18 protein-coding genes and 3 tRNA genes are annotated in these 20424 nt (G+C 63.1%); 8 read left to right on the top strand and 13 right to left on the bottom strand.

Annotated features, from left to right (window positions below; genetic code table 11):
* Positions 1-81 precede the first annotated feature (81 nt).
* The 4 genes from P3T21_RS15360 to P3T21_RS15375 form a co-directional block, all read right to left on the bottom strand.
* Entirely contained in the window at positions 82-1365 is a 1284-nt protein-coding gene (locus P3T21_RS15360; protein WP_429256779.1) for an MFS transporter, read from the bottom strand.
* A 455-nt stretch (positions 1366-1820) separates the two neighbouring features.
* Positions 1821-2285, bottom strand: a complete 465-nt coding sequence (locus tag P3T21_RS15365; RefSeq protein ID WP_429256780.1) for a DUF2214 family protein — start codon at positions 2283-2285, stop codon at positions 1821-1823.
* 57 nt (positions 2286-2342) lie between these two features.
* Positions 2343-3200: a hypothetical protein gene (locus tag P3T21_RS15370; RefSeq protein ID WP_429256781.1), complete on the bottom strand. Its 858-nt coding sequence runs from the start codon at positions 3198-3200 to the stop codon at positions 2343-2345.
* Between the two features lie 243 nt (positions 3201-3443).
* Positions 3444-4508, bottom strand: coding sequence for a glycosyltransferase family 4 protein (locus tag P3T21_RS15375; RefSeq protein WP_429256782.1), 1065 nt, complete (start codon positions 4506-4508; stop codon positions 3444-3446).
* Between the two features lie 690 nt (positions 4509-5198).
* Here P3T21_RS15375 and P3T21_RS15380 point away from each other — a divergent pair.
* A complete protein-coding gene (locus P3T21_RS15380) occupies positions 5199-7091 on the top strand; it encodes an ABC transporter ATP-binding protein (RefSeq protein ID WP_429256783.1) in 1893 nt (630 codons plus the stop codon).
* A gap of 114 nt (positions 7092-7205) precedes the next feature.
* On the opposite strand, the gene otsA is transcribed toward P3T21_RS15380, so the two are convergent.
* A complete protein-coding gene (gene otsA / locus P3T21_RS15385; RefSeq protein WP_429256784.1) occupies positions 7206-8639 on the bottom strand; it encodes an alpha,alpha-trehalose-phosphate synthase (UDP-forming) in 1434 nt (477 codons plus the stop codon).
* A gap of 58 nt (positions 8640-8697) precedes the next feature.
* A complete protein-coding gene (gene otsB / locus P3T21_RS15390) occupies positions 8698-9447 on the bottom strand; it encodes a trehalose-phosphatase (protein WP_429256785.1) in 750 nt (249 codons plus the stop codon).
* Positions 9448-9893: 446 nt separating this feature from the next.
* Here otsB and P3T21_RS15395 point away from each other — a divergent pair, with 446 nt between their 5' ends.
* From P3T21_RS15395 to P3T21_RS15405, 3 genes are read left to right on the top strand one after another with little or no spacing between them, the layout of a single operon-like run.
* A complete protein-coding gene (locus P3T21_RS15395; RefSeq protein WP_429256941.1) occupies positions 9894-10508 on the top strand; it encodes an SCO family protein in 615 nt (204 codons plus the stop codon).
* 21 nt (positions 10509-10529) lie between these two features.
* Positions 10530-10991: a copper chaperone PCu(A)C gene (locus P3T21_RS15400; protein WP_429256786.1), complete on the top strand. Its 462-nt coding sequence runs from the start codon at positions 10530-10532 to the stop codon at positions 10989-10991.
* Positions 10992-11000: 9 nt separating this feature from the next.
* Positions 11001-11885: a cytochrome c oxidase assembly protein gene (locus P3T21_RS15405; protein WP_429256787.1), complete on the top strand. Its 885-nt coding sequence runs from the start codon at positions 11001-11003 to the stop codon at positions 11883-11885.
* Positions 11886-11927: 42 nt separating this feature from the next.
* Here P3T21_RS15405 and P3T21_RS15410 read toward each other — a convergent pair whose 3' ends face one another.
* Together P3T21_RS15410 and P3T21_RS15415 are read right to left on the bottom strand one after the other, a co-directional pair.
* Positions 11928-12416 carry a GNAT family N-acetyltransferase gene (locus P3T21_RS15410; RefSeq protein ID WP_429256788.1) on the bottom strand — a complete coding sequence of 163 codons (489 nt, stop codon included), beginning with the start codon at positions 12414-12416 and terminating at the stop codon, positions 11928-11930.
* Between the two features lie 83 nt (positions 12417-12499).
* Complete coding sequence (locus P3T21_RS15415; protein WP_429256789.1) at positions 12500-12790, bottom strand: hypothetical protein; 291 nt, start codon at positions 12788-12790, stop codon at positions 12500-12502.
* 125 nt (positions 12791-12915) lie between these two features.
* Between P3T21_RS15415 and P3T21_RS15420 the strand changes: the two genes are divergently transcribed.
* From P3T21_RS15420 to P3T21_RS15430, 3 genes are all read left to right on the top strand, one after another.
* Positions 12916-13593, top strand: a complete 678-nt coding sequence (locus tag P3T21_RS15420; RefSeq protein ID WP_429256790.1) for a GntR family transcriptional regulator — start codon at positions 12916-12918, stop codon at positions 13591-13593.
* A 172-nt stretch (positions 13594-13765) separates the two neighbouring features.
* Positions 13766-14203, top strand: a complete 438-nt coding sequence (locus tag P3T21_RS15425) for a PRC-barrel domain-containing protein (protein WP_429256791.1) — start codon at positions 13766-13768, stop codon at positions 14201-14203.
* Between the two features lie 153 nt (positions 14204-14356).
* Positions 14357-15571, top strand: coding sequence for a DUF2252 domain-containing protein (locus P3T21_RS15430; RefSeq protein ID WP_429256792.1), 1215 nt, complete (start codon positions 14357-14359; stop codon positions 15569-15571).
* 105 nt (positions 15572-15676) lie between these two features.
* Here P3T21_RS15430 and P3T21_RS15435 read toward each other — a convergent pair.
* The 5 genes from P3T21_RS15435 to uvrC form a co-directional block, all read right to left on the bottom strand.
* Positions 15677-15750: transfer RNA gene (locus tag P3T21_RS15435), tRNA-Cys, on the bottom strand.
* 112 nt (positions 15751-15862) lie between these two features.
* A tRNA-Gly gene (locus P3T21_RS15440) sits at positions 15863-15938 on the bottom strand.
* Between the two features lie 80 nt (positions 15939-16018).
* Positions 16019-16094, bottom strand: a tRNA-Gly gene (locus P3T21_RS15445).
* Positions 16095-16221: 127 nt separating this feature from the next.
* Positions 16222-16815, bottom strand: coding sequence for a CDP-diacylglycerol--glycerol-3-phosphate 3-phosphatidyltransferase (pgsA, locus tag P3T21_RS15450; protein WP_429256793.1), 594 nt, complete (start codon positions 16813-16815; stop codon positions 16222-16224).
* A gap of 133 nt (positions 16816-16948) precedes the next feature.
* On the bottom strand, positions 16949-19096 hold the full coding sequence (gene uvrC / locus P3T21_RS15455; protein ID WP_429256794.1) for an excinuclease ABC subunit UvrC: 2148 nt from the start codon (positions 19094-19096) through the stop codon (positions 16949-16951).
* Between the two features lie 109 nt (positions 19097-19205).
* On the opposite strand from uvrC, the gene earP reads away from it, so the two are divergent.
* Positions 19206-20390 (top strand): elongation factor P maturation arginine rhamnosyltransferase EarP, encoded by a 1185-nt coding sequence (gene earP, locus P3T21_RS15460; protein WP_429256795.1) that lies wholly within the window; start codon positions 19206-19208, stop codon positions 20388-20390.
* Positions 20391-20424: the final 34 nt, after the last annotated feature.

A 20424-nucleotide genomic window follows, 5' to 3' on the forward strand; every position in this document is an offset into this window, starting at 1 on the left:
TACGCTTTCCGCCGCATATAAAAGAGCCGATATCCCCTCAACGGATATCGGCTCTTTTTTGCGTGAGCGTCCGAAGCGAAATCAGGCTTTAAGCGACGCCGTCTTCATATTCGGCACGAGCAGATGCATGATGCCCAGCGCAACCAGATAACCGCACGCGCCAATCGCGAACAGCACCCAGTACTGGCCGGTCCGCTGCAACACCTGACCAATGACTTCAGAGAACAGCACGCCGCCGATCGACCCCGCCATGCCGCCGATCCCGACCACCGCGCCCACCGCGCGTCGCGGGAACATATCGGACGCCGTTGTGAAAAGATTCGCCGACCAGCCCTGATGCGCAGCCGCCGCGAGCCCAATGATCAGCACCGCGAGCCAGAGATTGTCCACCTGCGACACGAACGCGATCGGCAGGACGCAGCATGCGCAGATCAGCATCGCGGTCTTGCGGGCGCGGTTCACGCTCCAGCCGCCTTTCAGCAGCGCCGACGAAATCCAGCCGCCGCCAATACTACCGACCGTCGTCAGCGCATAGATGCAGACGAGCGGCGGTCCAATGTGCTGCAGATCCATACCGCGCGCTTCGTTGAGCCACTTCGGCAGCCAGAACAGGTAGAACCACCACACCGGATCAGTCAGGAACTTGCCGATGATGAACGCCCACGTCTCGCGCATTTTCAGCAGCGAGCCCCAGCCCGGCGCGCCGGCGCCTGTGTCGGCTTCTTCTCCGTCTTCGAGCGCATCGGCGCCGTCGAGGGATTCCGCGCGGTTCTGGTCGGCCGGCTTGTAGATCGTCATCCACACGACAATCCAGACAAGACCGAGCGCGCCGATGACGACAAATGCCGCGCGCCACCCCACCGCGATCGCGAGCGGCGGAATGATCGCGGGAGCGAAGACCGCGCCGATGTTCGCGCCTGAGTTGAAGATGCCGGTGGCGAGCGCCCGCTCACGACGCGGAAACCATTCCGCTGTGGCCTTGATAGCAGCCGGAAAATTGCCGCCTTCGCCAATGCCGAGCAGCGCGCGCACCGCGGCGAAACCCGTGACCGAGCCGACGGCCGCATGCAGCATCGCCGCGACGCTCCAGATCAGCATTGCCGCCGCATACGACACGCGTGTGCCGATCCAGTCGACCACGCGCCCGAACCCCAGCAACCCGACCGCATAGAAGGCCGAAAACGCGATCACGATGCGACCGTACTGCACCTGGCTCCAGCCGATGTCGTGCTGCAGGACCGGCGCGAGCAGGCCGAGAATCTGCCGGTCCATGTAGTTGATGACCGTCGCGAAAAAGAGCAGCGCGCACACGGTCCAGCGATAGCGGCTGGCGACGCGCACCACGCCTATAACGGCAGATTGCATGGTTGTCTCCTGCGCGACCTGGCTCGCCATGCCGCGCTTGTGTAATTGATGTCCAGTACGAGCACCGGGCGCCGACCCGGACGCGTATGACGCGGGCAGCGGGAAAAGTCGCGCTCCGGAAAGAGTTAAACGTTTTCCTTGGTGGCTATTTTATAGCTCAATCAGGCACCTCGTGTGCAAAAAAAACGGGATTCCAGGCAAAACCCCAGGAGCGCGAACCAACCGATCCGGCGGGCGGAATTCCGGGGAGATGCTGGTAAGGTGAGTGTGCACGAATGCACGCACAGAAGGGGTCAGAAGAGCCTGGTGTTCATGTAGCCCGCGACCTCGGACTCTTTCTGCGAGCAGCCGGCATTAACGTGTCCTCATGACGAGGCAACCGCGACCGCATCTCGAAGAAGTTAATCGTTTTCTTGATTTTCCAAAGCGCCAGTCGCCGTGCGGTTAGAAACCGCCTACCCTGCTCCGGCGGCCAACGCGATTCCCCTCGCCATGCCCGACGCCGCGAACACCATCACGACCAGAAGGACAGTCTGCAGCGTGCCGATACGCGCGAAATGGGCTGCGCGGGTCAGGTCCGGCGTCGTACCGTCCCTCAGCGCGATACGCCAGCGGATGAGCGCCATCATCGGCGCGATTTCGAGCAGCAGGATCAATATGAGCGCCCCCATCTTGAGGTGAAACAGCGACGCGTGAAGGTAGTAGTCCCCGCCCTTTTCGAAGCCGCCGAAAGCGCGCATGCCGCCGGTGAGGATGAGCACCAGCGCCGAAAGACCCCAGCCGGCGTCGGCGCGAAACACGGCGGGCAATTCAGCTGTCGTCGTGCAGCGGCGCAACAACCTCGACCGCCCAACAATGGACGCGAGTGCATAACCGAACGCGAGCAGGTGGATAGCGGCAAGCAACCAGCGAAACAGCATGGCGACTCCTTCCGTGCGACTCGCCCGTTCGATCCAGGCGGCGTGTTTCCAGCGAGATCAGGCTTGCTGCAGCATTGCGTCGAGCGCGCGGGCGGCGACGCGATCGCCTTCGGTAACGAGCGGCGCGCGGAACACCGTCTGCCGGTTATGTCCGGCTGCGGCAGGCGAATCCCATAGCAACTCGACTTTCGGACGATGCCACCACGCCGCAAGGCTGGCGCGAGGCGCCGCAGCGGCCACTGAAGCGTGCGTGACGCCCGCAACAGGCGGCTCGGTCACGAGCGTTGCAGCCGCCGCCTTCGGCATGCCGCTACGGATCGCCGGGACATCGGGCCAGCGCACTGACAATTCGCGCGAATCGTACTGGCCGAGCTTCCGGCTTTCGGCCCAGACGATGGCGGTGCGCGTCACCAGATCGAGCGCAACCGCGTATCGCCCGATCGCATAGCGTCGCGCGGCGGTGTTCGTGCGCCACAACGCGCGCGGCCGGCAGATCCACATCACGGCGGCATACAGCGCCGGCGCGGCCACCAGCCAGCCGTTCGTCGCGGCGATGGTGGTAACCGCGCGCCGCCACCCGGCCGCCCACACGAAGGCGCCAACCGACCAGACCGCAAACACAAAACCGAGGAGCGCAAAGAGCCGCAGCGCCTGACGCAGCCATTGCGGCAGCGGATGGAACGGACGCTCGGCGCGGGCGCGCGCGCCCGGCAGGAAAATGATCAGGAACAGAAAAACGAGGTTGATGCAGACCCAGGGCGACGATGCCATCGCCGTCAACGTGGCGAGGCTGAAACCCATGTCCGACATCGAAAACAGCCAGCGCGCCAGGATCACGAGACCGATGGCGCGCAGCGCGAAAACCGTCCCGGCGCCAGGCGCCGCGTTCGCACGCGTTTCGTTCGTTCTCGCCAAGGCATCCTCCAGTCGTCGGCAGCGCCGCGGGGGAATTTTGCGGCACGGCCATTATAGGGATATTGCTACCGCGCCTCACGCTTCACAGCACCGAAACTGTGCTTCGCGGCGTCAGACGCGGCGCACATGCAACAACGCCCCGCATGCAGGTTGCATGCGGGGCGTTGCTGGTGTCACACGCGCTATGCGACGCGCCTGCCGACGGGCTCCATGACGGACTGGTGAAACCCGCCTTCAGCCGTTTCAGTTCGCGTTGACTTCGCGCAGCACGGTGCGGCGCTTGCCACGAAGCAGCTCTTCATACGAGGCGAGGTAGTTCTGCGCCATCACTTTCGACGAGAAGCGCGACTCGAACGCCTTGCGCACGTTTTCGCGCGGCAGCGTGTGCAGACGCTTCACGGCGGCGACCGCGCTGATTTCGTCTTCGACGACGAAGCCCGACACGCCGTTTTCGATCACTTCCGGCACCGAGCCGCGCTTGAACGCGATCACCGGCGTACCGCATGCCATGGCTTCGATCATCACGAGACCAAACGGCTCCGGCCAGTCGATCGGGAAGAGCAGCGCGTGCGCGTTGCCGAGGAATTCGGTCTTTTCAGCTTCGCTGATTTCGCCGATGTACTCGACGTGCGGCAGCGACATCAGCGGCTTGATGACTTCTTCGTAGTACGCGCGGTCAGCCTTGTCGAGCTTCGCGGCAATCTTGATCGGCATGCCGGCCTGTTCGGCGATGCGGATGGCCGTGTCGAGACGCTTTTCCGGCGAAATGCGGCCGAGGAACGCAAGATAGCCCGGCTTCACATTGGGGATCGGCTTCAGCAGGTTTTCCGGCAGGCCGTGATACACCGTCGATAGCCAGTTCGCCTGTTGCAGCGGCGAGCGCTGGTTGTCCGAAATCGAGACGACCGGCACGTCGTTGAACGTGTTGAAGACCGGTTGCAGTTCCGGCAGGTCGAGACGGCCGTGCAGTGTCGTCAGATGCGGCGTGGGCTGGCGCGAGAACAGCGAGAACGGGTAGTAGTCGATGTGGAAGTGCAGCACATCGAATTCGTCCGCGCGGCGGCGCACTTCTTCGAGCAGCAGCATGTGCGGCGCCATCGTGTCGCGGATTGTCGGGTCGAGGCGCAGCGCCTGCGGCCAGAAGGCTTCGAGTTTCGCCGAAGTCTGCGAATCGCCGCTCGCGAAGAGCGTGACGTCATGTCCCAGCTCGACCAGTGCTTCGGTCAGGTACGAAACCACGCGTTCCGTGCCGCCATAGAGCTTGGGAGGAACCGCCTCGTGTAACGGAGCGATTTGAGCGATTCGCATAATGGTGAACTCCTGGTAAAGATCAAGACTACAAGTTTGTTAAAAGCGACTCGCCCGCCCACCCGGTGCGGCTCGCACCGGAGGCGCTGGCCTGTTTCATTCGGGAAATTCTGCGATTGAACGCTGGTTGGAATGCCCAGACTGGTCATCGTCACCAGGTTGTGCATCCGGCTTAAAACGCACGGGCCGCGCACTCGTTGACAAACTGTCAGATTTTAGTGGGCCAAACCGAGCATGCATTATCAGTGCCGGGAGGCACGCGCGACGCAAAACCTTTCAAAGTCTTTAGGTTGTTACAAAGGCGAAACACTTTGCAAACCCTTGTTTTACAAGCCAGTTTTACATTGAAAGGCCCGTGGTGACAGCTGCGTTTGAACGCACGGTCAACGCCAGGGCCGACGCTTTTTCAGCGCAGTTTTACCGGGTCTTTGAACCGTCTGCCATCGCGCAGCGACGCGACTGAATGCAGTTTGTAATTATATCTCGAAATTTTTCCGCCGCCGGGATGAACCAGCGTTGCGCAGGCGGGTCTCGCAACACATAGGTGGCGAATCTTTATTGCGCGAAGGCGGGCACGCGATGCCTCTTCGTTGCCCGTCATTGCCCGCCGTTTCCTTTTTTGCAGTCTCCGAAAGTTCTTTGCATGTTTACAATGCGAGAACGTGCGCTTTTTTGTCGCTATGCGGCGACATGCACCGACGGCCTGCAACCCCGCCGTCACTTACCGACCACCAACACACGAACACATTGGAACATCTCACCATCGCCCAGCGTAATGCCCACAACGCAAAGCTTGCGAGCTATGCGCACCGGCCGCTTGCGTTCCTTTTCCGCTTCATTCGCCGCCACCCGCTCGCGCATGCGATCGTCCTGTGCAGCGTGTTCGCGGCCGTGGGGTGTGCGCTCGCGTCGCAATACGCGATCAAGCATCTCATCGACGTGCTTGGCGAAGGCCGTCATCATCCAGGCCCGCTGTGGGGCGCCTTTGCGATCCTGGTCGGCCTGATTGCCGCCGACAACCTGCTGTGGCGGATCGGCGGCTGGGTCGCCGCGCACACGTTCGTCGCCGTCACGGGCGACCTGAGGCGCGATCTGTTCCAGTACCTGAGCGGCCATTCGCCCACGTATTACTCGGAAAAGCAGCCGGGCATGCTGGCAAGCCGGATCACGGCCACGTCGAACGCGGTCTATACCGCCGAAAACACCACCGCCTGGAACGTGCTGCCGCCGTGCATCGCCGTGCTGGGCGCGATCGTGATGATCACCGCGGTCAACCCGCTGATGGCCGGCGGCCTGATGCTCTGCTCCGCGATCCTGTCGATCGTGCTCTACAAGCTCGCGGGCCGCGGCTCGGCGCGTCACCATCACTTTGCATCGAAGGCCGCCTCCGTCGACGGCGAACTCGTCGACGTGATCAGCAACATGGGCCTCGTGCGCGCCTTCGGCATGACGCTGCGCGAGCAGAAGCGCTTCGGCGACACGGTGAAAGCCGAGATGGACGCGCGCCAGCAAAGTCTGCTCTACCTCGAGAAACTGCGTCTGCTACACGCGGTCATCACCGCGCTGCTGTCAGCCGGGCTGCTCGGCTGGGCGTTGTGGCTGTGGGATCAGGGCCGCGCGACATCCGGCGACATCGTTCTCGTCAGCTCGCTCGGTTTCACGATCCTGCACGGCACGCGCGATCTGGCCGTCGCGCTCGTCGATGTGACGCAGCACGTGGCGCGGCTCGCTGAAGCCGTCAAGACGCTGCTGGAACCGCACGGCATGCCGGATCGCAAGGACGCGGGTGAACTCGTGCCGCAGGGCGGCCGCGTCGACTTCGAAAGCGTCACGTTCGCGTATCCGCGCCGCCGGCCGATTCTCGACCACTTCGAGCTGCATATCGAAGCGGGTCAGCGCGTGGGCCTGATCGGCAAGTCAGGCGCGGGCAAATCCACCGTGCTCGCGCTGCTGCAGCGTTTCTATGACACGCAGGGCGGCCAGATCAAGATCGACGGGCAGGACATCGGCGCCATCACGCAGGACAGCCTGCGCCATTCGATCGCGCTCGTGCCGCAGGATATTTCGCTGTTCCATCGCACGGTGTACGAGAACATTGCGTACGGGCGCCCCGAAGCGACACGCGACGAAGTGCTGGCCGCTGCGCGTGAAGCGCGCTGCTCGGATTTCATCGAGGCGATGCCGGAAGGCTATGACACGATCGTCGGCGATCGTGGCGTGAAGCTTTCGGGTGGACAACGTCAGCGGATCGCGATCGCGCGGGCCATCCTCAAGAACGCGCCGATCCTGTTGCTCGACGAAGCGACGTCGGCGCTGGACAGCGCATCGGAAGAAGCGATCCAGAAGGCGCTCGACCGGCTGATGGTCGGCCGTACGGTGATCGCGATTGCGCACCGTCTGTCGACGCTGCACAACTTCGATCGCATCATCGTAATGAGCGCGGGCAAGGTCATCGACGACGGCACGCCGGAAGAACTGCGCAACCGGCCGGGGCTGTATCGCGATCTACTGTCGAAGCAGTATGGCAAGGGAACGACGCTGCACGTCGGCGGGAAAAAGGTCGACGAGCAGCACGTGGCCTGAGCAACGCGCCGCCGTTCAACCGCGCTGCGCGAGCGTTAAAAGAAAAAGCCGCTTTGAATCGAAGCGGCTTTTTTACGTGCAATGCGATGAGTCGATAGCAGCCAGACCGGGCCTTCATTCCGCGAACGAAACCCCTGCCCGCTTCCGTGTACGTTGTAGAGGGCCGGCCGCCTGAAGATCGCGCATGAAATTGTCGCGCCACACGGAGACGTTGTTCTCGCGCAGCTGCGCCATCATCTCCCGATAGCGCGCCTGACGCTCTGCAAGTGGCATCGCGAGCGCGGTGGCGAGTGCTTCAGCCATGCCGTCGATATCGACCGGATTCACGATCAGCGCGCCGTTCAGCTCCTGCGCCGCGCCTGCGAACCGCGACAACACCAGTACGCCCGGATCGTCCGGATCCTGCGCCGACACATACTCCTTCGCGACGAGGTTCATGCCGTCGCGCAGCGGCGTCACATAACCGACGTGCGACGCGCGAAACAGCGCCGCCAGCACCGGACGCTCGTACTGACGATGGATGTAGCGGATCGGTGTCCAGTCCAGCTCCGCGAACCGTCCGTTGATGCGGCCCGATTCGCCCTCGAGCTGAAGACGGATGTCCTGATAGGCGTGCATGTCGGCGCGCGTCGGCGGCGCAATCTGCACGAACGACACCTTGTTGCGTTGCGCCGGCGCATGCTCCAGCAGCCGCTCGAACGCGCGAAAACGCTCGACCAACCCCTTCGAATAATCGAGCCGGTCGACGCTCATGATCAGCTTGCGCGAATGCAGCGTCGCCCGCATCGTGCGCACGGGCTTGCCGCCCTCGCCTGCTTTTGCGAGTTCGGCGATTTCATCCGGATACACGCCGATCGGATACGCCGCCGCATGCAGCGTCCGGCCGAACGCGCGAACGGTCGTCGGGCGGCCGCTCACGGGTGCGTCGACCGAGCCGTTGCCCTCATGCACGATGTAGTCGCAGAACGAACGCAGGTCGGGCTCCGTCTGGAAGCCGATCAGATCGAACGAACACAGCGCCTCGACCAGTTCGCGATGCGGCGGCACCGCGAGCAGCACCTGCGAAGCGGGAAACGGAATGTGCAGGAAAAACCCGATACGGTTCTTCACGCCCGCGGCGCGCAGCGCTTTCGCGAACGGAATCAGGTGATAGTCGTGAACCCAGATGACGTCGTCGGGGCGCAGCAGCGGCACGAGTTGCTGCGCGAGCCAGGTATTCACGCGGCAATAGCCTTCGAAATCGTGCCGGTCGTACTGAACGAGGTCCGCGCGATAGTGGAACGCGGGCCACAGCGTCGCGTTCGAAAAGCCGCGGTAATACTGGTCGTAATCGCGCCGCACGAGGCCGATGGTCGCGAAAGTCACCGGGCCGCGCTCTTCGACGCTGATCTGCGGCTGGCCGGACGACAGCACATCGCCGCTCCAGCCGAACCACATGCCGCCGGTTTCCTTCAGTGCGTCATAGACGCCGACTGCCAGCCCGCCCGCCGCGGGGCCGCCTTCCGAGATCGGCGCGACCCGGTTCGATACGATGATCAGTCGACTCATGAAGCACAATTCTCACGCTGAAAGAAGTTGTCACTGCGACGGAAGTGCCGCATGAATGTCACGCCTTGCCCGCAGCCGCGACGACAGACGCCAGCCAGTCGATCAGCGCGCCGACCGAATCGAGTCGCGTTTTTGCGACCGAATCTCCGCCGCCAACCTTGATCGACACGCCGCCGCGCTCGTTGACGACAGCGAAGCCTTTCTCGTCGGTGAGGTCGTCCCCGGCGAATACGGGCGTGCGGCCGGTGAACGGCGGCTCGTCGAGGAAGGCGCGCAGCGCGCGGCCCTTGTCGACGTCCTTCGGCTTGATTTCGTAGACCATCTTGCCGGGCTGCAACACGTACGCATCGGGATATTCAGCGACAAGGCGGCTCGTCGCTTCGCGGGCAACCGGTTCGCGCTCAGGCGCATTGCGATAGTGCAGTGCGACCGCGGCGCCCTTGATCTCCAGCAACATGCCCGGATTCGTACGCACGATTTCCGCGAGGTCCTGCTCCATACGCAGCAGCCGGTCGTCGTTGAAACCCGTGCGCTGCGTGTCGCCGTTCGCATCGCGCCGCTCGGCGCCGTGCAGGCCCGCGATCGGCATGTCAGGCATGCCGAGAAACGAATCGATGCTGTCGATGCCGCGACCGGACACGATCGCCACCGCGCCATTCGTGAGGCGCCGCAGCTCGGTCAGCAGTTCGATGACCCGGGGTTGCACCAGCACGCCATCGGGCGTCGGCGCCAGCTCGACGAGGGTGCCGTCGAAGTCGAAGAAAAAAGCCGTCTCGCTGGGAGACAGAACAGCCGGAAGTGCTCGCATCGTCTTGTCTTGCCTTTCAGCCGTTTGCAGCCGGAAAAGTGTGCGCATCTTACCGCGCATCCGCCAATTTTTCGAGGAAGTAAGGCTGGCGCATGGGCTGGCCTGGCTTCAACGCACGTCGGCCAACCGGATTTCGTTCAAAAACAGAACAATCAGGCTTCATGCAGCTTTCAGTCACGTGTGACATTTTGCCCCGGTCGCCGCGTCAGGCCTGGCGCGCGGGCACATCGTCGGACAAATTGCGATACAGTCGCAGCCATCGCGCCGTGTCCGGATTCAAGCCGTTTCACCGGAATCTGCAACAGCGCCTGCCGTCGCGTCTGCCCTCGCGTCTCCCCTGTTTAATCGAGTCATCGAGATTGCATTTGTTCCCGCCCGCCCCGTCTAGCCGCAAGACTCAGCGTAACTCGTCGCTCGGTGCCGCAACCGGCCTGCGAAGGATACGCATCGCGTCGCGCGGCCTGCGGGCGTTGCTCACTGTGATCACAACCGGCGTGTTCGCTGCAACTGCGCTTACCGCCTGCTCGCACGACGACGCGCCGTGGCAGTTGACGAACGTGACCGGCCACCTGCCCGATCTGCAGTTCGCCCTCACCGGCGACGACGGCAAACCCGCCACCGGCGACACCTTCAAAGGCCGCACGTCGCTTGTGTACTTTGGTTATACGCACTGTCCGGATGTCTGTCCCGAGACGATGGGCCGGCTGATGCAGGTCGTCGACGCACTCGGCCCGGATGCGCAGCACGTGCGCATCCTGTTCATCACCGTCGATCCCGCCCGCGACTCGGCTCAGGCACTGCACGATTACATCGGCGCTTTCGATTCGAAACACGCGTTCGGCCTGACCGGCAGCGACGGGCAGATCGAAGCGCTCGCAAAACGCTATCGTGTCGCGTACCAGATGGAAAAGCGCGACCCGAAGGGCAATTACGAAGTCACCCACAGCTCCGCCGTCTATGTATTCGATGCAGATGGCCATGCGCGTCTGCTCGCGACCGATCACGATTCGCCGGACGTTATCGCCCACGATCTGCGCCGCATCATTGATGCTCATTCCTGACCCAAGCCAATCAGAACGCTCATGCTGACCAAGACCCCAACCTCCATTGCGCTGGCCGCGGCGCTTACCGCTGCTGCGCTCTTCAGCGCCACCGCCCACGCGGCCGGCGCGCACGCCATCACGACGCAGAACGCGTGGGTGCGCTGGCTGCCGAACAACCTGCCTGCCGCCGGCTACGTGACGCTCGTCAACGCCAGCGACAAACCCGTCGATCTCGTCGACATTTCGAGCGACGACTACGGCGGCGCAATGCTGCACCAGACGGTCTCGAATGGCTCGACACAGAAGATGGTGATGGTCGACAAGCTGACCGTGCCCGCGCATGGCCAGGTGACGATTGCGCCGGGCGGCTATCACGTGATGCTCGAAGATCCGAAGCACAAGGTCGCGCCCGGCGACACGGTGCACCTGAAACTGCAGTTCTCCGATGGCGAAACGCTGGACACGCCGTTCGCCGTCAAGCCGCCCTCGCAGACGAAGTAACGCCGCACGATGAACCTGCTTGACTGGCTCGAACCGTGGGAATTTTCGCCGACTGTCGTTATCGCGGTGCTGGTGGCGGCGGTGCTGTTTGCGCGCGGCGTGCGCAAGGCGAAGGTCTCCATCGCACGGCAACTGTCGTTCTGGTTCGGGCTGATCGCGCTGTACGTCGCGCTGCATACGCGGCTCGATTATTTCTTCGAGCATGAGTTCTTCATGCATCGTGCGCAGCATCTCGTGCTGCATCACCTCGGGCCCTTCTTTATCGCGCTGTCGTATCCCGGCGCGGCGTTGCGCGCGGGCATACCGTTCCGCTGGCGACAACGCTTCGTGCGACCTGCGCTGCAGACGCGCGCGGTGCGTGCCACGCTCGACGTGGTGATGCATCCCGTCGTCGCCGTGGTGCTGTTCGTCGGGTTGATCTATTTCTGGCTGCTCTCGCCGATCCATTTCGTCGCGATGCTCGACTGGCGGCTGTATCGCGTGATGAACTGGAGCATGGTCATCGATGGCCTGCTGTTCTGGTGGCTCGTACTCGATTCGCGACCCGCGCCCCCAGCGCGACTTTCGCCCGGCCGACGCGTGCTCGTCGTGATTGCCGCGATTCCGCCGCAGATCGTCCTCGGGGCGTTTATCTTCTTCTCGCCGCGCGAGCTTTATCCGGTGTATTCGATCTGTGGACGCGCGTTCACCTGGCTCAGCCCGATGCGCGATCAGCAGATCGGCGGGCTGTTGCTGTGGATTCCGGGCTCGATGATGAGCGTGATCGGCGCGCTGCTCGCGCTGCGTCACTGGATGCGGCTGTCAGCCCGCTCGCTGCGCAGCGAGCGCGTCGCACCTTCGCCGGTGGCGGAGACGGCCTTGAATTCGCACCCGATAGCAGCCAGTCAGCGCTGACCTGCCGGCACTCAGCGGGACTGCACACATCCGAAGACGCCCTCAGGCGGAGCGCATCCAGATATGCGGAATGCCGTCCTCTTCGTGGACATCTGAAATCGCTTCGAATCCGAACGCGCCGTAGAACGGCTGCAGATGCGCCTGCGCATGCAGACGGATCGGCGTGGTCGGCCATTGCGACGAGATATGTTCGAGCGCGCGTTCGAGCATCCGCGTGCCCAGCCCCTGACCGCGGAAATCGGCCGTCGTCAGCACGCGGCCGATGCGAATGTCACTTTCCGTGTCGTCCGGCAACAGCACACGCAGGTAGCCGGCGAGCTTCGCGCGCGGCTCGCCCGGGCCGTACGCAAACAGATGCCATGCCTCGGCATCGAGGCCGTCGACGTCGCCGTACACACAGTTCTGCTCGACCACGAAGACTTCGCTGCGCGCGGCCAGCATGTCATAGACCTCGGCCGTGGTGAGGTCGTCGAAGGCTTTCCAGCGCCATTCGATCATCGGTTGCGACAGGGAGGACAAAGGCTGATCCATATCAATCTGCTTCAAGGAGGCGCTTGCGCGCACATCAAAGCCGAATTATGCCGCGCCGCGCTCCTGAAGGCCAATTCCGTGCCTTATCGGCCGGTGCGGCTGCGTCGCAACTCCACCTGGTCGGCAATGTTGCTCTGCCCCAGCATCGTGGCCGCGTTGGGTTTCTGTCGCCACGGCCCGGCCAGCAGATCCGCCGCCTTCAGAAACACCGCTGCACGGTCCTCGAACGACCACCGGGACCCGTCGCGTTGCGCGTCGCTCGCCGGGCGGATCGCCGCCGCGAGCCGGGCGAATAAGCTAAGATTGATTCGTCTTGCGGACCTGCGGCCATCGCCATGCAACCCGCGGACTGGACTGGCTTTTGAACTGATCAAACCGGCTCAGCGGATTCAAGATAGACGGCAATTTATCCATTGTCACGTCGATTGGATCCAATCCTGACAGCCTCGAATTTTGAAGACGACCTTTTCGTCGGTCGGCGCACGACCGGCTTTCCCTCATGACGAAAGTGCAGGTCAAGACGGATCGGCGTTCGCTGCCGCAAATCATCCGGGATCAACTTCGCGACGAAATCCTGCGCGGGACGCTTCCGCCCGGCACGCAGCTTCGCCAGGAAAACCTTGCGGAGCGCTTCGGCGCGAGCCGGATTCCCGTGCGCGAGGCGTTACGCCAGCTGGAAGCGGAAGGGCTGGTGAGCTATCAGCTCAACCGCGGCGCCGTCGTGATCGCGATGTCGACGACCGAAATACTGGAACTGCTCGACATTCGCGCCGCGCTCGAAAGCTACGCGGCGAAGCTCGCCGTCCCGAACATGGTGGCGGCCGACATCGACCTGATGAAGCGCATACTCGCTTCGTACGACGTCGCGACGACGCCCGCCGAATGGGCCGAATGCAACCGTCAGTTCCATCTGGCGCTGTGCGCGCCGTCGAACAACGAGCGGCTGCGCAAACTGATCGAGGAGTATTGCCTCAGCACGACGAATCGCTACCCGCATCTGCGGATGTCGCTCGACGCGCGAAAGGACGAGGTGCAGCGCGATCACCATGCGATCGTCGACGCGTGCAGGCGGCGAGCAGTCGATGAAGTGGTGGCGCTGCTCGCACAGCACATTCTCGAAACCAGACGTGAACTGCTGGCGGCAGCGCGGACGGCGGGGAACGCTTCTGGCGAATGATCATGCGTTATGCGGCTGCGCGCGTACCAGGTGTCGAACCGGTTGAGCGATACGCGAGGCTACACACTTGACGCGACGATGGCCGCCCAACTGCAGAAAACAAAAAAACACGTCAGAATCCTTGAAGGCCTGAACGGTCCCCGTTTGTCCGACTCCACCAACAAGGAAAATCATGAAATCGAAACTCGTCGCTGCACTCATCGTGTCCTCGCTTGGGCTGGCTGCAACGCAATCGCAGGCGCAAGTCGCCGGCACGCAGCCGATCGGAGTCAGCGTGGAAGTCTCGCAAGCGATTCTGCAGGGCTGGAGCGTCCGGAAATCGATTCTGAACAAACCGGTCTATAACGAAGAAGGAAAACGCGTCGGTGTGATCCACGACATCATCGTCGCGCCGGACGCTTCTGTTTCGTTTGCGATCATTGCCGCCGAGCAGTTCCTCGGCGTGTCGCATCACGACGTGGCCATTCCGATTGAACAGCTCGATTTCGTCGACGGCAAGCTGACGCTGCCAGGCGCGACGAAGGCCGCGATCAAGGCATTGCCGGAGTTCCAGTACGCGAAGGTGCGCGCCACGCCGGAACCGCGGACCGAGTACAAGGAACATCACTGAAGCATCGCGGCGGATCATCGGATTTGCTGCGAATAAAGTGGGTGCGCTCAAGCTGATGCGCACCCACGCAACCTGATTCAGGCGGCCGCGCTTCGAGCGGCTAACCGGGCCGGCAGGCGCGCCCCCGCCCATCGGGTTGAAGCGGGAGCCGCCATGACCGACATCATCACCGAGATCGCACACTTCAACGCTGGGCGGGATCCCGAACGGCTCGCGATGAAGTACGCGAGTATGCGCACGTCGGCATTCGTCTTTTTGCGCGGCACGTGTCACCTGTTTTACACGCAGCTGCCCGAGGGCGGTGTGCTCGACGGCATACCGCAGACGTGGATCTGCGGCGACATGCATCTGGAAAATTTCGGCAGCTACAAAGCCGACAATCGCCTCATCTATTTCGACATCAACGACTTCGACGAAGCCTGCCTCGCACCGTGCCTCGTGGAACTCGCGCGCCTGCTCGCGAGCGTGCTGGTCGCCGCGGATGGCCTGCACGTCAGCCGCGCCGAAGCGCTCGCGCTGTGCCATACGGCCATCGATGCATACAGCGCGGCACTTCGTTTCGGCAAGGCGCGCTGGATCGAAGAGGAACTGGCGGTCGGCATGGTGCGTGAACTGTTCGACGCGCTACACGGCCGCACGCGCGTCGATCACCTGAACCGGCGAACGGATCTGAAGGGCAAGAAACGCACGTTGAAGGTCGACGGGAAAAAGGCCCTCCCCGTCGACAATGAAACGCGTGCAGCCGTGACCACATTCATGAGCGCATTCGCGGCCAGCGAGCCGGATCCGGCGTTCTACAAGATGATCGACGTCGCGCGACGCATCGCGGGCACGGGCAGTCTGGGCGTCGACCGATATGTGATCCTCGCGGAAGGAAAAGGATCGCCGGACGGCAACTATCTGCTCGATCTGAAGGAAGCGTTGCCGTCTTCGGTCGCACCGCACGTGAAGACGACGCAGCCCGTGTGGGGCACCGAAGCGCAACGCGTGGTCGCGGTCCAGCAGCGCGCGCAGGCCGTCTCGCAGGCGTTTCTGCACGCCGTCGAATTCGCTGGCAAACCGTATGTGTTGCGAAGCCTCCAGCCGTCGGAAGATCGCGTGGCGCTCGCTAACTGGAACGGCAAACTGTCGCGGCTCGAGTCCGTCGTGAACAACATGGCGGAGTTGAGTGCGTGGTCGCAGTTGCGCAGCGGTGGTCGCCAGGGTTCGGCCATCGCCGACGAGCTTATTGCGTTCGGCAGTCGCACGGACTGGCAGATACCGCTCATCCAGCTCGCCGTGCAATGCGAGACGCAAGTCGAAGCGGACTGGCGTGTCTATTCCGAGGCGTATGACCGTGGTGCTTTTGGGGCAACGGCGAAGGGTTAGATGTGTGAACTGCCTGATGCGCGGGCGAAGCGAATGTGACGCGTTGCGCTTAAGGCGCGTAGAAAAAAGAAAAGCCCCGACAAGTCGGGGCTTTTCTTTCACTGCTGGAGGCGCGAGCCGGAGTCGAACCGGCCTAAACGGCTTTGCAGGCCGCTGCATAACCGCTTTGCTATCGCGCCGTAAGCGGACTGCCGAACCGTGATAACGAACTGCATTTCAACGATTCGCAGATTTGTGCGGTGGCCAACCGGCCTTCCAAACAAAAAGGGAAGCGTTGCTTCCCCTTGTGTATGGAGCGGGAGACGAGGCTCGAACTCGCGACCTCAACCTTGGCAAGGTTGCGCTCTACCAACTGAGCTACTCCCGCGTTGTACTTCTTTGTGCTGCCTGACAACGCCCTGCCATTTCACTACTGCACAACCCCGGCAAAACGCTGCTTCAAAAATCTGGAGCGGGAGACGAGGCTCGAACTCGCGACCTCAACCTTGGCAAGGTTGCGCTCTACCAACTGAGCTACTCCCGCGTTTTGCTGCTTCCGTTTTGCTGCTTCTTTACTGCCCCGCTGCAGAACCGCATGCACCGGAGAGACGAGATTATGTACAAGGCTCTGAAACGTGTCAACCCCTTTTAGTCGGGAGATTGAACACTGTCTAGACGATCCCGCCCCGCTCACGAATCTGCGGCCACGCGAGCTTCATGTAGTACAGCATCGACCAGATCGTCAGTACGGCCGCGAGATAGATGAGCCATGTGCCCCACACACGTGTGTCGATCGCGAGCCCTGCGATGAGCGGCACGGGCTCCCACAACAGCAGCATCGGAATGGCGACCATCTGGCAAACCGTCTTGAGCTTGCCGAGCGAATTCACCGCGACGCTTTTCGACGCACCGATCTGCGCCATCCATTCGCGCAGCGCGGAAATCGCGATCTCGCGACCGACGATCACGAGCGCGATCGCCGCGTCGAGTCGTGCGAGCTGCACCAGCACGAGGAGCGCGGCGGTCACCATCAGCTTGTCGGCGACGGGGTCGAGGAACGCGCCGAAGGCCGACGTCTGGTTCCATTTGCGCGCGAGATAGCCGTCGAACCAGTCGGTCAGCGCCGCCAGGATGAAGATCACCGCAGCTGCGAGATTGCGGTGCGCGAGGCTCATCATCGAGTCGCTCAGATAAAAGACGCCCACGACGAGCGGAATCAGAACGATCCTCAGCCACGTCAGGAAAATCGGAAAATTAAACGGCATGGGCGGGGGCCACGTCAGACAAGGGAGATGCAATTGTGCCGTGTCGCCGGATATGCCACAAGCAAAGGGGCGCGCGGGGCTTGCGCCGCGCGCTCGCGCCTGGCTGCGCTGAGGCGGCTACGCGGCGCCGGTATCAGTGCAGTTGACGGTAGATCTGCTCGGCGAGCGCACGCGAAATGCCCTCGACGCCCGCCAGATCGTCGATGCTCGCCGCCACCACGCCGCGCAGCCCGCCGAAACGCGCCAGCAGCCGCTGACGACGTTTTGCGCCGACGCCTTCGAGTTCCTCGAGCCGCGACGTCTGCCGCGTCTTGCCACGCTTCGCACGCATGCCGGTGATCGCGAAACGGTGCGCTTCGTCGCGGATCTGTGCGACGAGCATCAGCGCGGCGCTTTCCTTGCCGAGTTCGAGCGGCGCGCGGCCGCCCACGAAGATCAGCGTTTCGAGGCCCACCTTGCGCCCCTCGCCCTTCGCGACGCCAACCAGCATGTCGGTGTCGAGCCCGAGTTCGGTGAAGACCTGGCGCGCGATTTCGACCTGACCCTTGCCTCCGTCGATCAGCACGATGGTCGGCAACGTGCCGCCTGCGGCGACAGGCTCGGCGGCATCGGGCGTGACGGCCGGGTCAGCGGCGTCTTCGGGTTGCAGCGTGGTCGCTTCGTCGGTGGCATTCTGCGCGGCCTGTGCGACCATTTTTTCGTAGCGGCGCGTCAGGACCTGGCGCATCGCTGCGTAATCGTCACCGGGTGTAATGCCGGTGATGTTGTAGCGCCGGTACTCGCCCGACTGCATCTTGTGATGGTGATACACCACACACGACGCCTGCGTCGCCTCGCCCATCGTGTGACTGATGTCGAAGCATTCAATGCGCAGATGCGCGAGGTCCTCGCATTCGAGACCGAGCGTGTCCGCGAGCGCGCGCGTGCGCGCCTGTTGCGAACCCTGCTCCGACAGCAGACGCGCGAGCGCGAGCCGCGCATTCTGTTCGGCCATCGCGAGCCACACGCGCTTCTGACCCTGTGGCTGTCGTAGCAGCGCGATCTTGTGCCCGGCCTGTTCGGTCAGCAGATCGACCAGCTCGCGATTCGCCGGCGCATGGCTCACGACGAGCACGGGCGGCACGCGATCGCCGAGGTAGTGCTGTGCGATAAACGCTTCGAGCACTTCAGCTTCGATGCTTGTGCCACGCGGCGCGCCGGGGGCGGCCGCTTCGTCGCTGGCTTCGGCTTCGGCTTCGGCTTCATCGTTGCTCTCAGCGCTGGTCTCAGCAGGAAGCGCCTGCGCGATCGCCAGCGCATCGGACACGTCCGTCGCATCATCGACGATCGATGCAGCAGACGCAGCAGACGCATCGACCCGCGCGTCCGCTGCCTCGATTTCAAGGCCGCCTTCATCCGGCGTCAGCGCGGCCTCGACGTGCGTCGGGAAATACGCCTTGTCGCCGAGATGCCGGCCGCCGCGCACCATCGCCAGATTCACGCACACGCGTCCGCCCAGCGCGACGACCGCAAGAATATCGACGTCGCTCTCGCTCCCGGTTTCGATCGCCTGCTGATGCAGCACCGTCGAAAGCGAACTCATCTGGTTGCGCACCGCCGCTGCCTGCTCGAACTTCAGATCGACGGCGAACGCGTGCATCTTCTGTTCGAGTTCCTGCATCACTTCCTTCTGCCGTCCAAGCAGAAAGCGCGATGCATTGGCGACATCGCGCGCGTAATCCTCTTCGCTGATCGCGTTGACGCACGGCGCGGTGCACCGCTGGATCTGATGCAACAGGCAAGGCCGCGTACGATTGTTGAACACCGAGTCTTCGCACGTACGCAACTGGAACACGCGTTGCAGGATCTGGATGCTTTCGCGCACCGCCCACGCGCTCGGGAACGGTCCGAAATACTGGTTCTTTTTGTCGACGGCGCCGCGGTAGTACGCCATGCGCGGAAATTTGTGGCCCGTCAGCTTCAGAAACGGATACGACTTGTCGTCGCGAAACAGGATGTTGTAACGCGGCGCGAGCGCCTTGATCAGATTGTTTTCAAGCAGCAGCGCTTCGGCTTCCGAACGCGTAACCGTTGTCTCGATGCGCGCGATGCGCGTCACCATCATCGCGATACGCGGCGATAGCAGCGTCTTCGTGAAGTAGCTCGACACACGCTTCTTGAGGTCGCGCGCCTTGCCGACATACAGCACCGCGCCGTGCGCATCGTAGTAGCGGTAGACGCCCGGCAGATGCGGCAGTTGGGTCAGTATTTTTTTGGGCTCGAAAGCTTCGGAATCGGTCATGCAGAATCAGGCTGGGCGCCGCGCGGGACACGCGGAATCGGGGGCAAGTGCTTTAGAATCGCCAGTTTAGAACATTCCGCGCGCGTCCGAACAACGCCCGCCGGCCGCCATGTCCTCTCCGCCTGTTTCCAGTGAACGTCCGGCTGCCGGTATCGCATGCGATATTTTCTGCGCGGTGATCGATAACTTCGGCGACATTGGCGTCTGCTGGCGCCTCGCGCGCCAGCTCGCTGACGAGCATGGCTGGCAGGTGCGCGTATTCGTCGACGATCTGCACGCGTTCCACACGCTGTGTCCCACGCTTGCGCTCGACCGGGCGCGTCAGTCCATCGCCGGCATCGTGATCGAGCACTGGCACGAACCGTCGCACGCGGGCGATACGCTCGAAGTCGCGGATGTCGTCATCGAAGCGTTTGGCTGCGAACTGCCGCCTGTGTACGTCGCGGCGATGGCGCAGCGCGAGCGCACGCCGGTCTGGCTGAACCTCGAATATCTGAGCGCGGAAGACTGGGTCGCCGATTTTCATCTGCGGCCGTCGCCGCATCCGCGTTACGCGCTCAAAAAGACGTTCTTTTTCCCGGGACTCGGACCGGGAACCGGCGGCGTACTAAAAGAACGCGGACTGGACGCGGCCCGCGCCGCCTTCGAAGCATCAGACGAAAAGCGCGCCGCATGGTGGCGTCAGGCGACAGGCGCGCCGCCTCCCGGCGAAAACGCGACGGTCATCTCTCTGTTCGCCTACGAAAACCCGGCCGCCGACAGCCTCCTCGAACAATGGCGCGATAACGCAGGGGAAATCGTCCTGCTCGCGCCAGAAGGGCGTATTTCGGGCGCAGTCGCACGCTTTTTTGGCCTCCCGTCGTTCATGGCGGGCACGCACGCAGCGCGCGGCAACCTTACCGCTCACTCGCTCCCCTTCACCGACCAGCGCGGCTACGACGCGCTGCTCTGGGCCTGCGACGTCAACTTCGTGCGCGGTGAAGATTCGTTCGTGCGCGCGCAATGGGCCGCGAAACCGTTCGTCTGGCACATTTATCCGCAGGCTGACGACGCCCATCTGCCGAAACTCGACGCCGCCCTCGCCCACTACGCGGGCCCGCTGCCGGAAGCTCCCCGCGACGCGCTCGCCCGCTTCTGGCACGCCTGGAACGGCGCCGGTAGACCGGACTGGGCCGATTTCCAGCGTCACCGGGCCGCCTTCGACGCCCGCGCCGTCGATTGGGCGCATGAACTCGCGGACGTCGGCGACCTCGCCGGAAATCTGGCCGGATTCGCAAAAAGTCAGTTAAAATAAGCGGTTATCCAACGGCCTACGAGTCAGGCACGAC

This window comes from Paraburkholderia sp. GAS334, from assembly GCF_050436625.1.
GTDB lineage: Bacteria > Pseudomonadota > Gammaproteobacteria > Burkholderiales > Burkholderiaceae > Paraburkholderia.

What these genes read in the sequence shown, in the direction of transcription:
- P3T21_RS15360 (WP_429256779.1), bottom strand. Translation starts at nt 1,365, where the DNA reads ATGCAATCTGCCGTTATAGGCGTGGTGCGCGTCGCCAGCCGCTATCGC.
- P3T21_RS15365 (WP_429256780.1), bottom strand. Translation starts at nt 2,285, where the DNA reads ATGCTGTTTCGCTGGTTGCTTGCCGCTATCCACCTGCTCGCGTTCGGT.
- P3T21_RS15375 (WP_429256782.1), bottom strand. Translation starts at nt 4,508, where the DNA reads ATGCGAATCGCTCAAATCGCTCCGTTACACGAGGCGGTTCCTCCCAAG.
- P3T21_RS15380 (WP_429256783.1), top strand. Translation starts at nt 5,199, where the DNA reads ATGCACCGACGGCCTGCAACCCCGCCGTCACTTACCGACCACCAACAC.
- otsA (WP_429256784.1), bottom strand. Translation starts at nt 8,639, where the DNA reads ATGAGTCGACTGATCATCGTATCGAACCGGGTCGCGCCGATCTCGGAA.
- otsB (WP_429256785.1), bottom strand. Translation starts at nt 9,447, where the DNA reads ATGCGAGCACTTCCGGCTGTTCTGTCTCCCAGCGAGACGGCTTTTTTC.
- P3T21_RS15400 (WP_429256786.1), top strand. Translation starts at nt 10,530, where the DNA reads ATGCTGACCAAGACCCCAACCTCCATTGCGCTGGCCGCGGCGCTTACC.
- P3T21_RS15405 (WP_429256787.1), top strand. Translation starts at nt 11,001, where the DNA reads ATGAACCTGCTTGACTGGCTCGAACCGTGGGAATTTTCGCCGACTGTC.
- P3T21_RS15410 (WP_429256788.1), bottom strand. Translation starts at nt 12,416, where the DNA reads ATGGATCAGCCTTTGTCCTCCCTGTCGCAACCGATGATCGAATGGCGC.
- P3T21_RS15420 (WP_429256790.1), top strand. Translation starts at nt 12,916, where the DNA reads ATGACGAAAGTGCAGGTCAAGACGGATCGGCGTTCGCTGCCGCAAATC.
- P3T21_RS15425 (WP_429256791.1), top strand. Translation starts at nt 13,766, where the DNA reads ATGAAATCGAAACTCGTCGCTGCACTCATCGTGTCCTCGCTTGGGCTG.
- P3T21_RS15430 (WP_429256792.1), top strand. Translation starts at nt 14,357, where the DNA reads ATGACCGACATCATCACCGAGATCGCACACTTCAACGCTGGGCGGGAT.
- pgsA (WP_429256793.1), bottom strand. Translation starts at nt 16,815, where the DNA reads ATGCCGTTTAATTTTCCGATTTTCCTGACGTGGCTGAGGATCGTTCTG.
- uvrC (WP_429256794.1), bottom strand. Translation starts at nt 19,096, where the DNA reads ATGACCGATTCCGAAGCTTTCGAGCCCAAAAAAATACTGACCCAACTG.
- earP (WP_429256795.1), top strand. Translation starts at nt 19,206, where the DNA reads ATGTCCTCTCCGCCTGTTTCCAGTGAACGTCCGGCTGCCGGTATCGCA.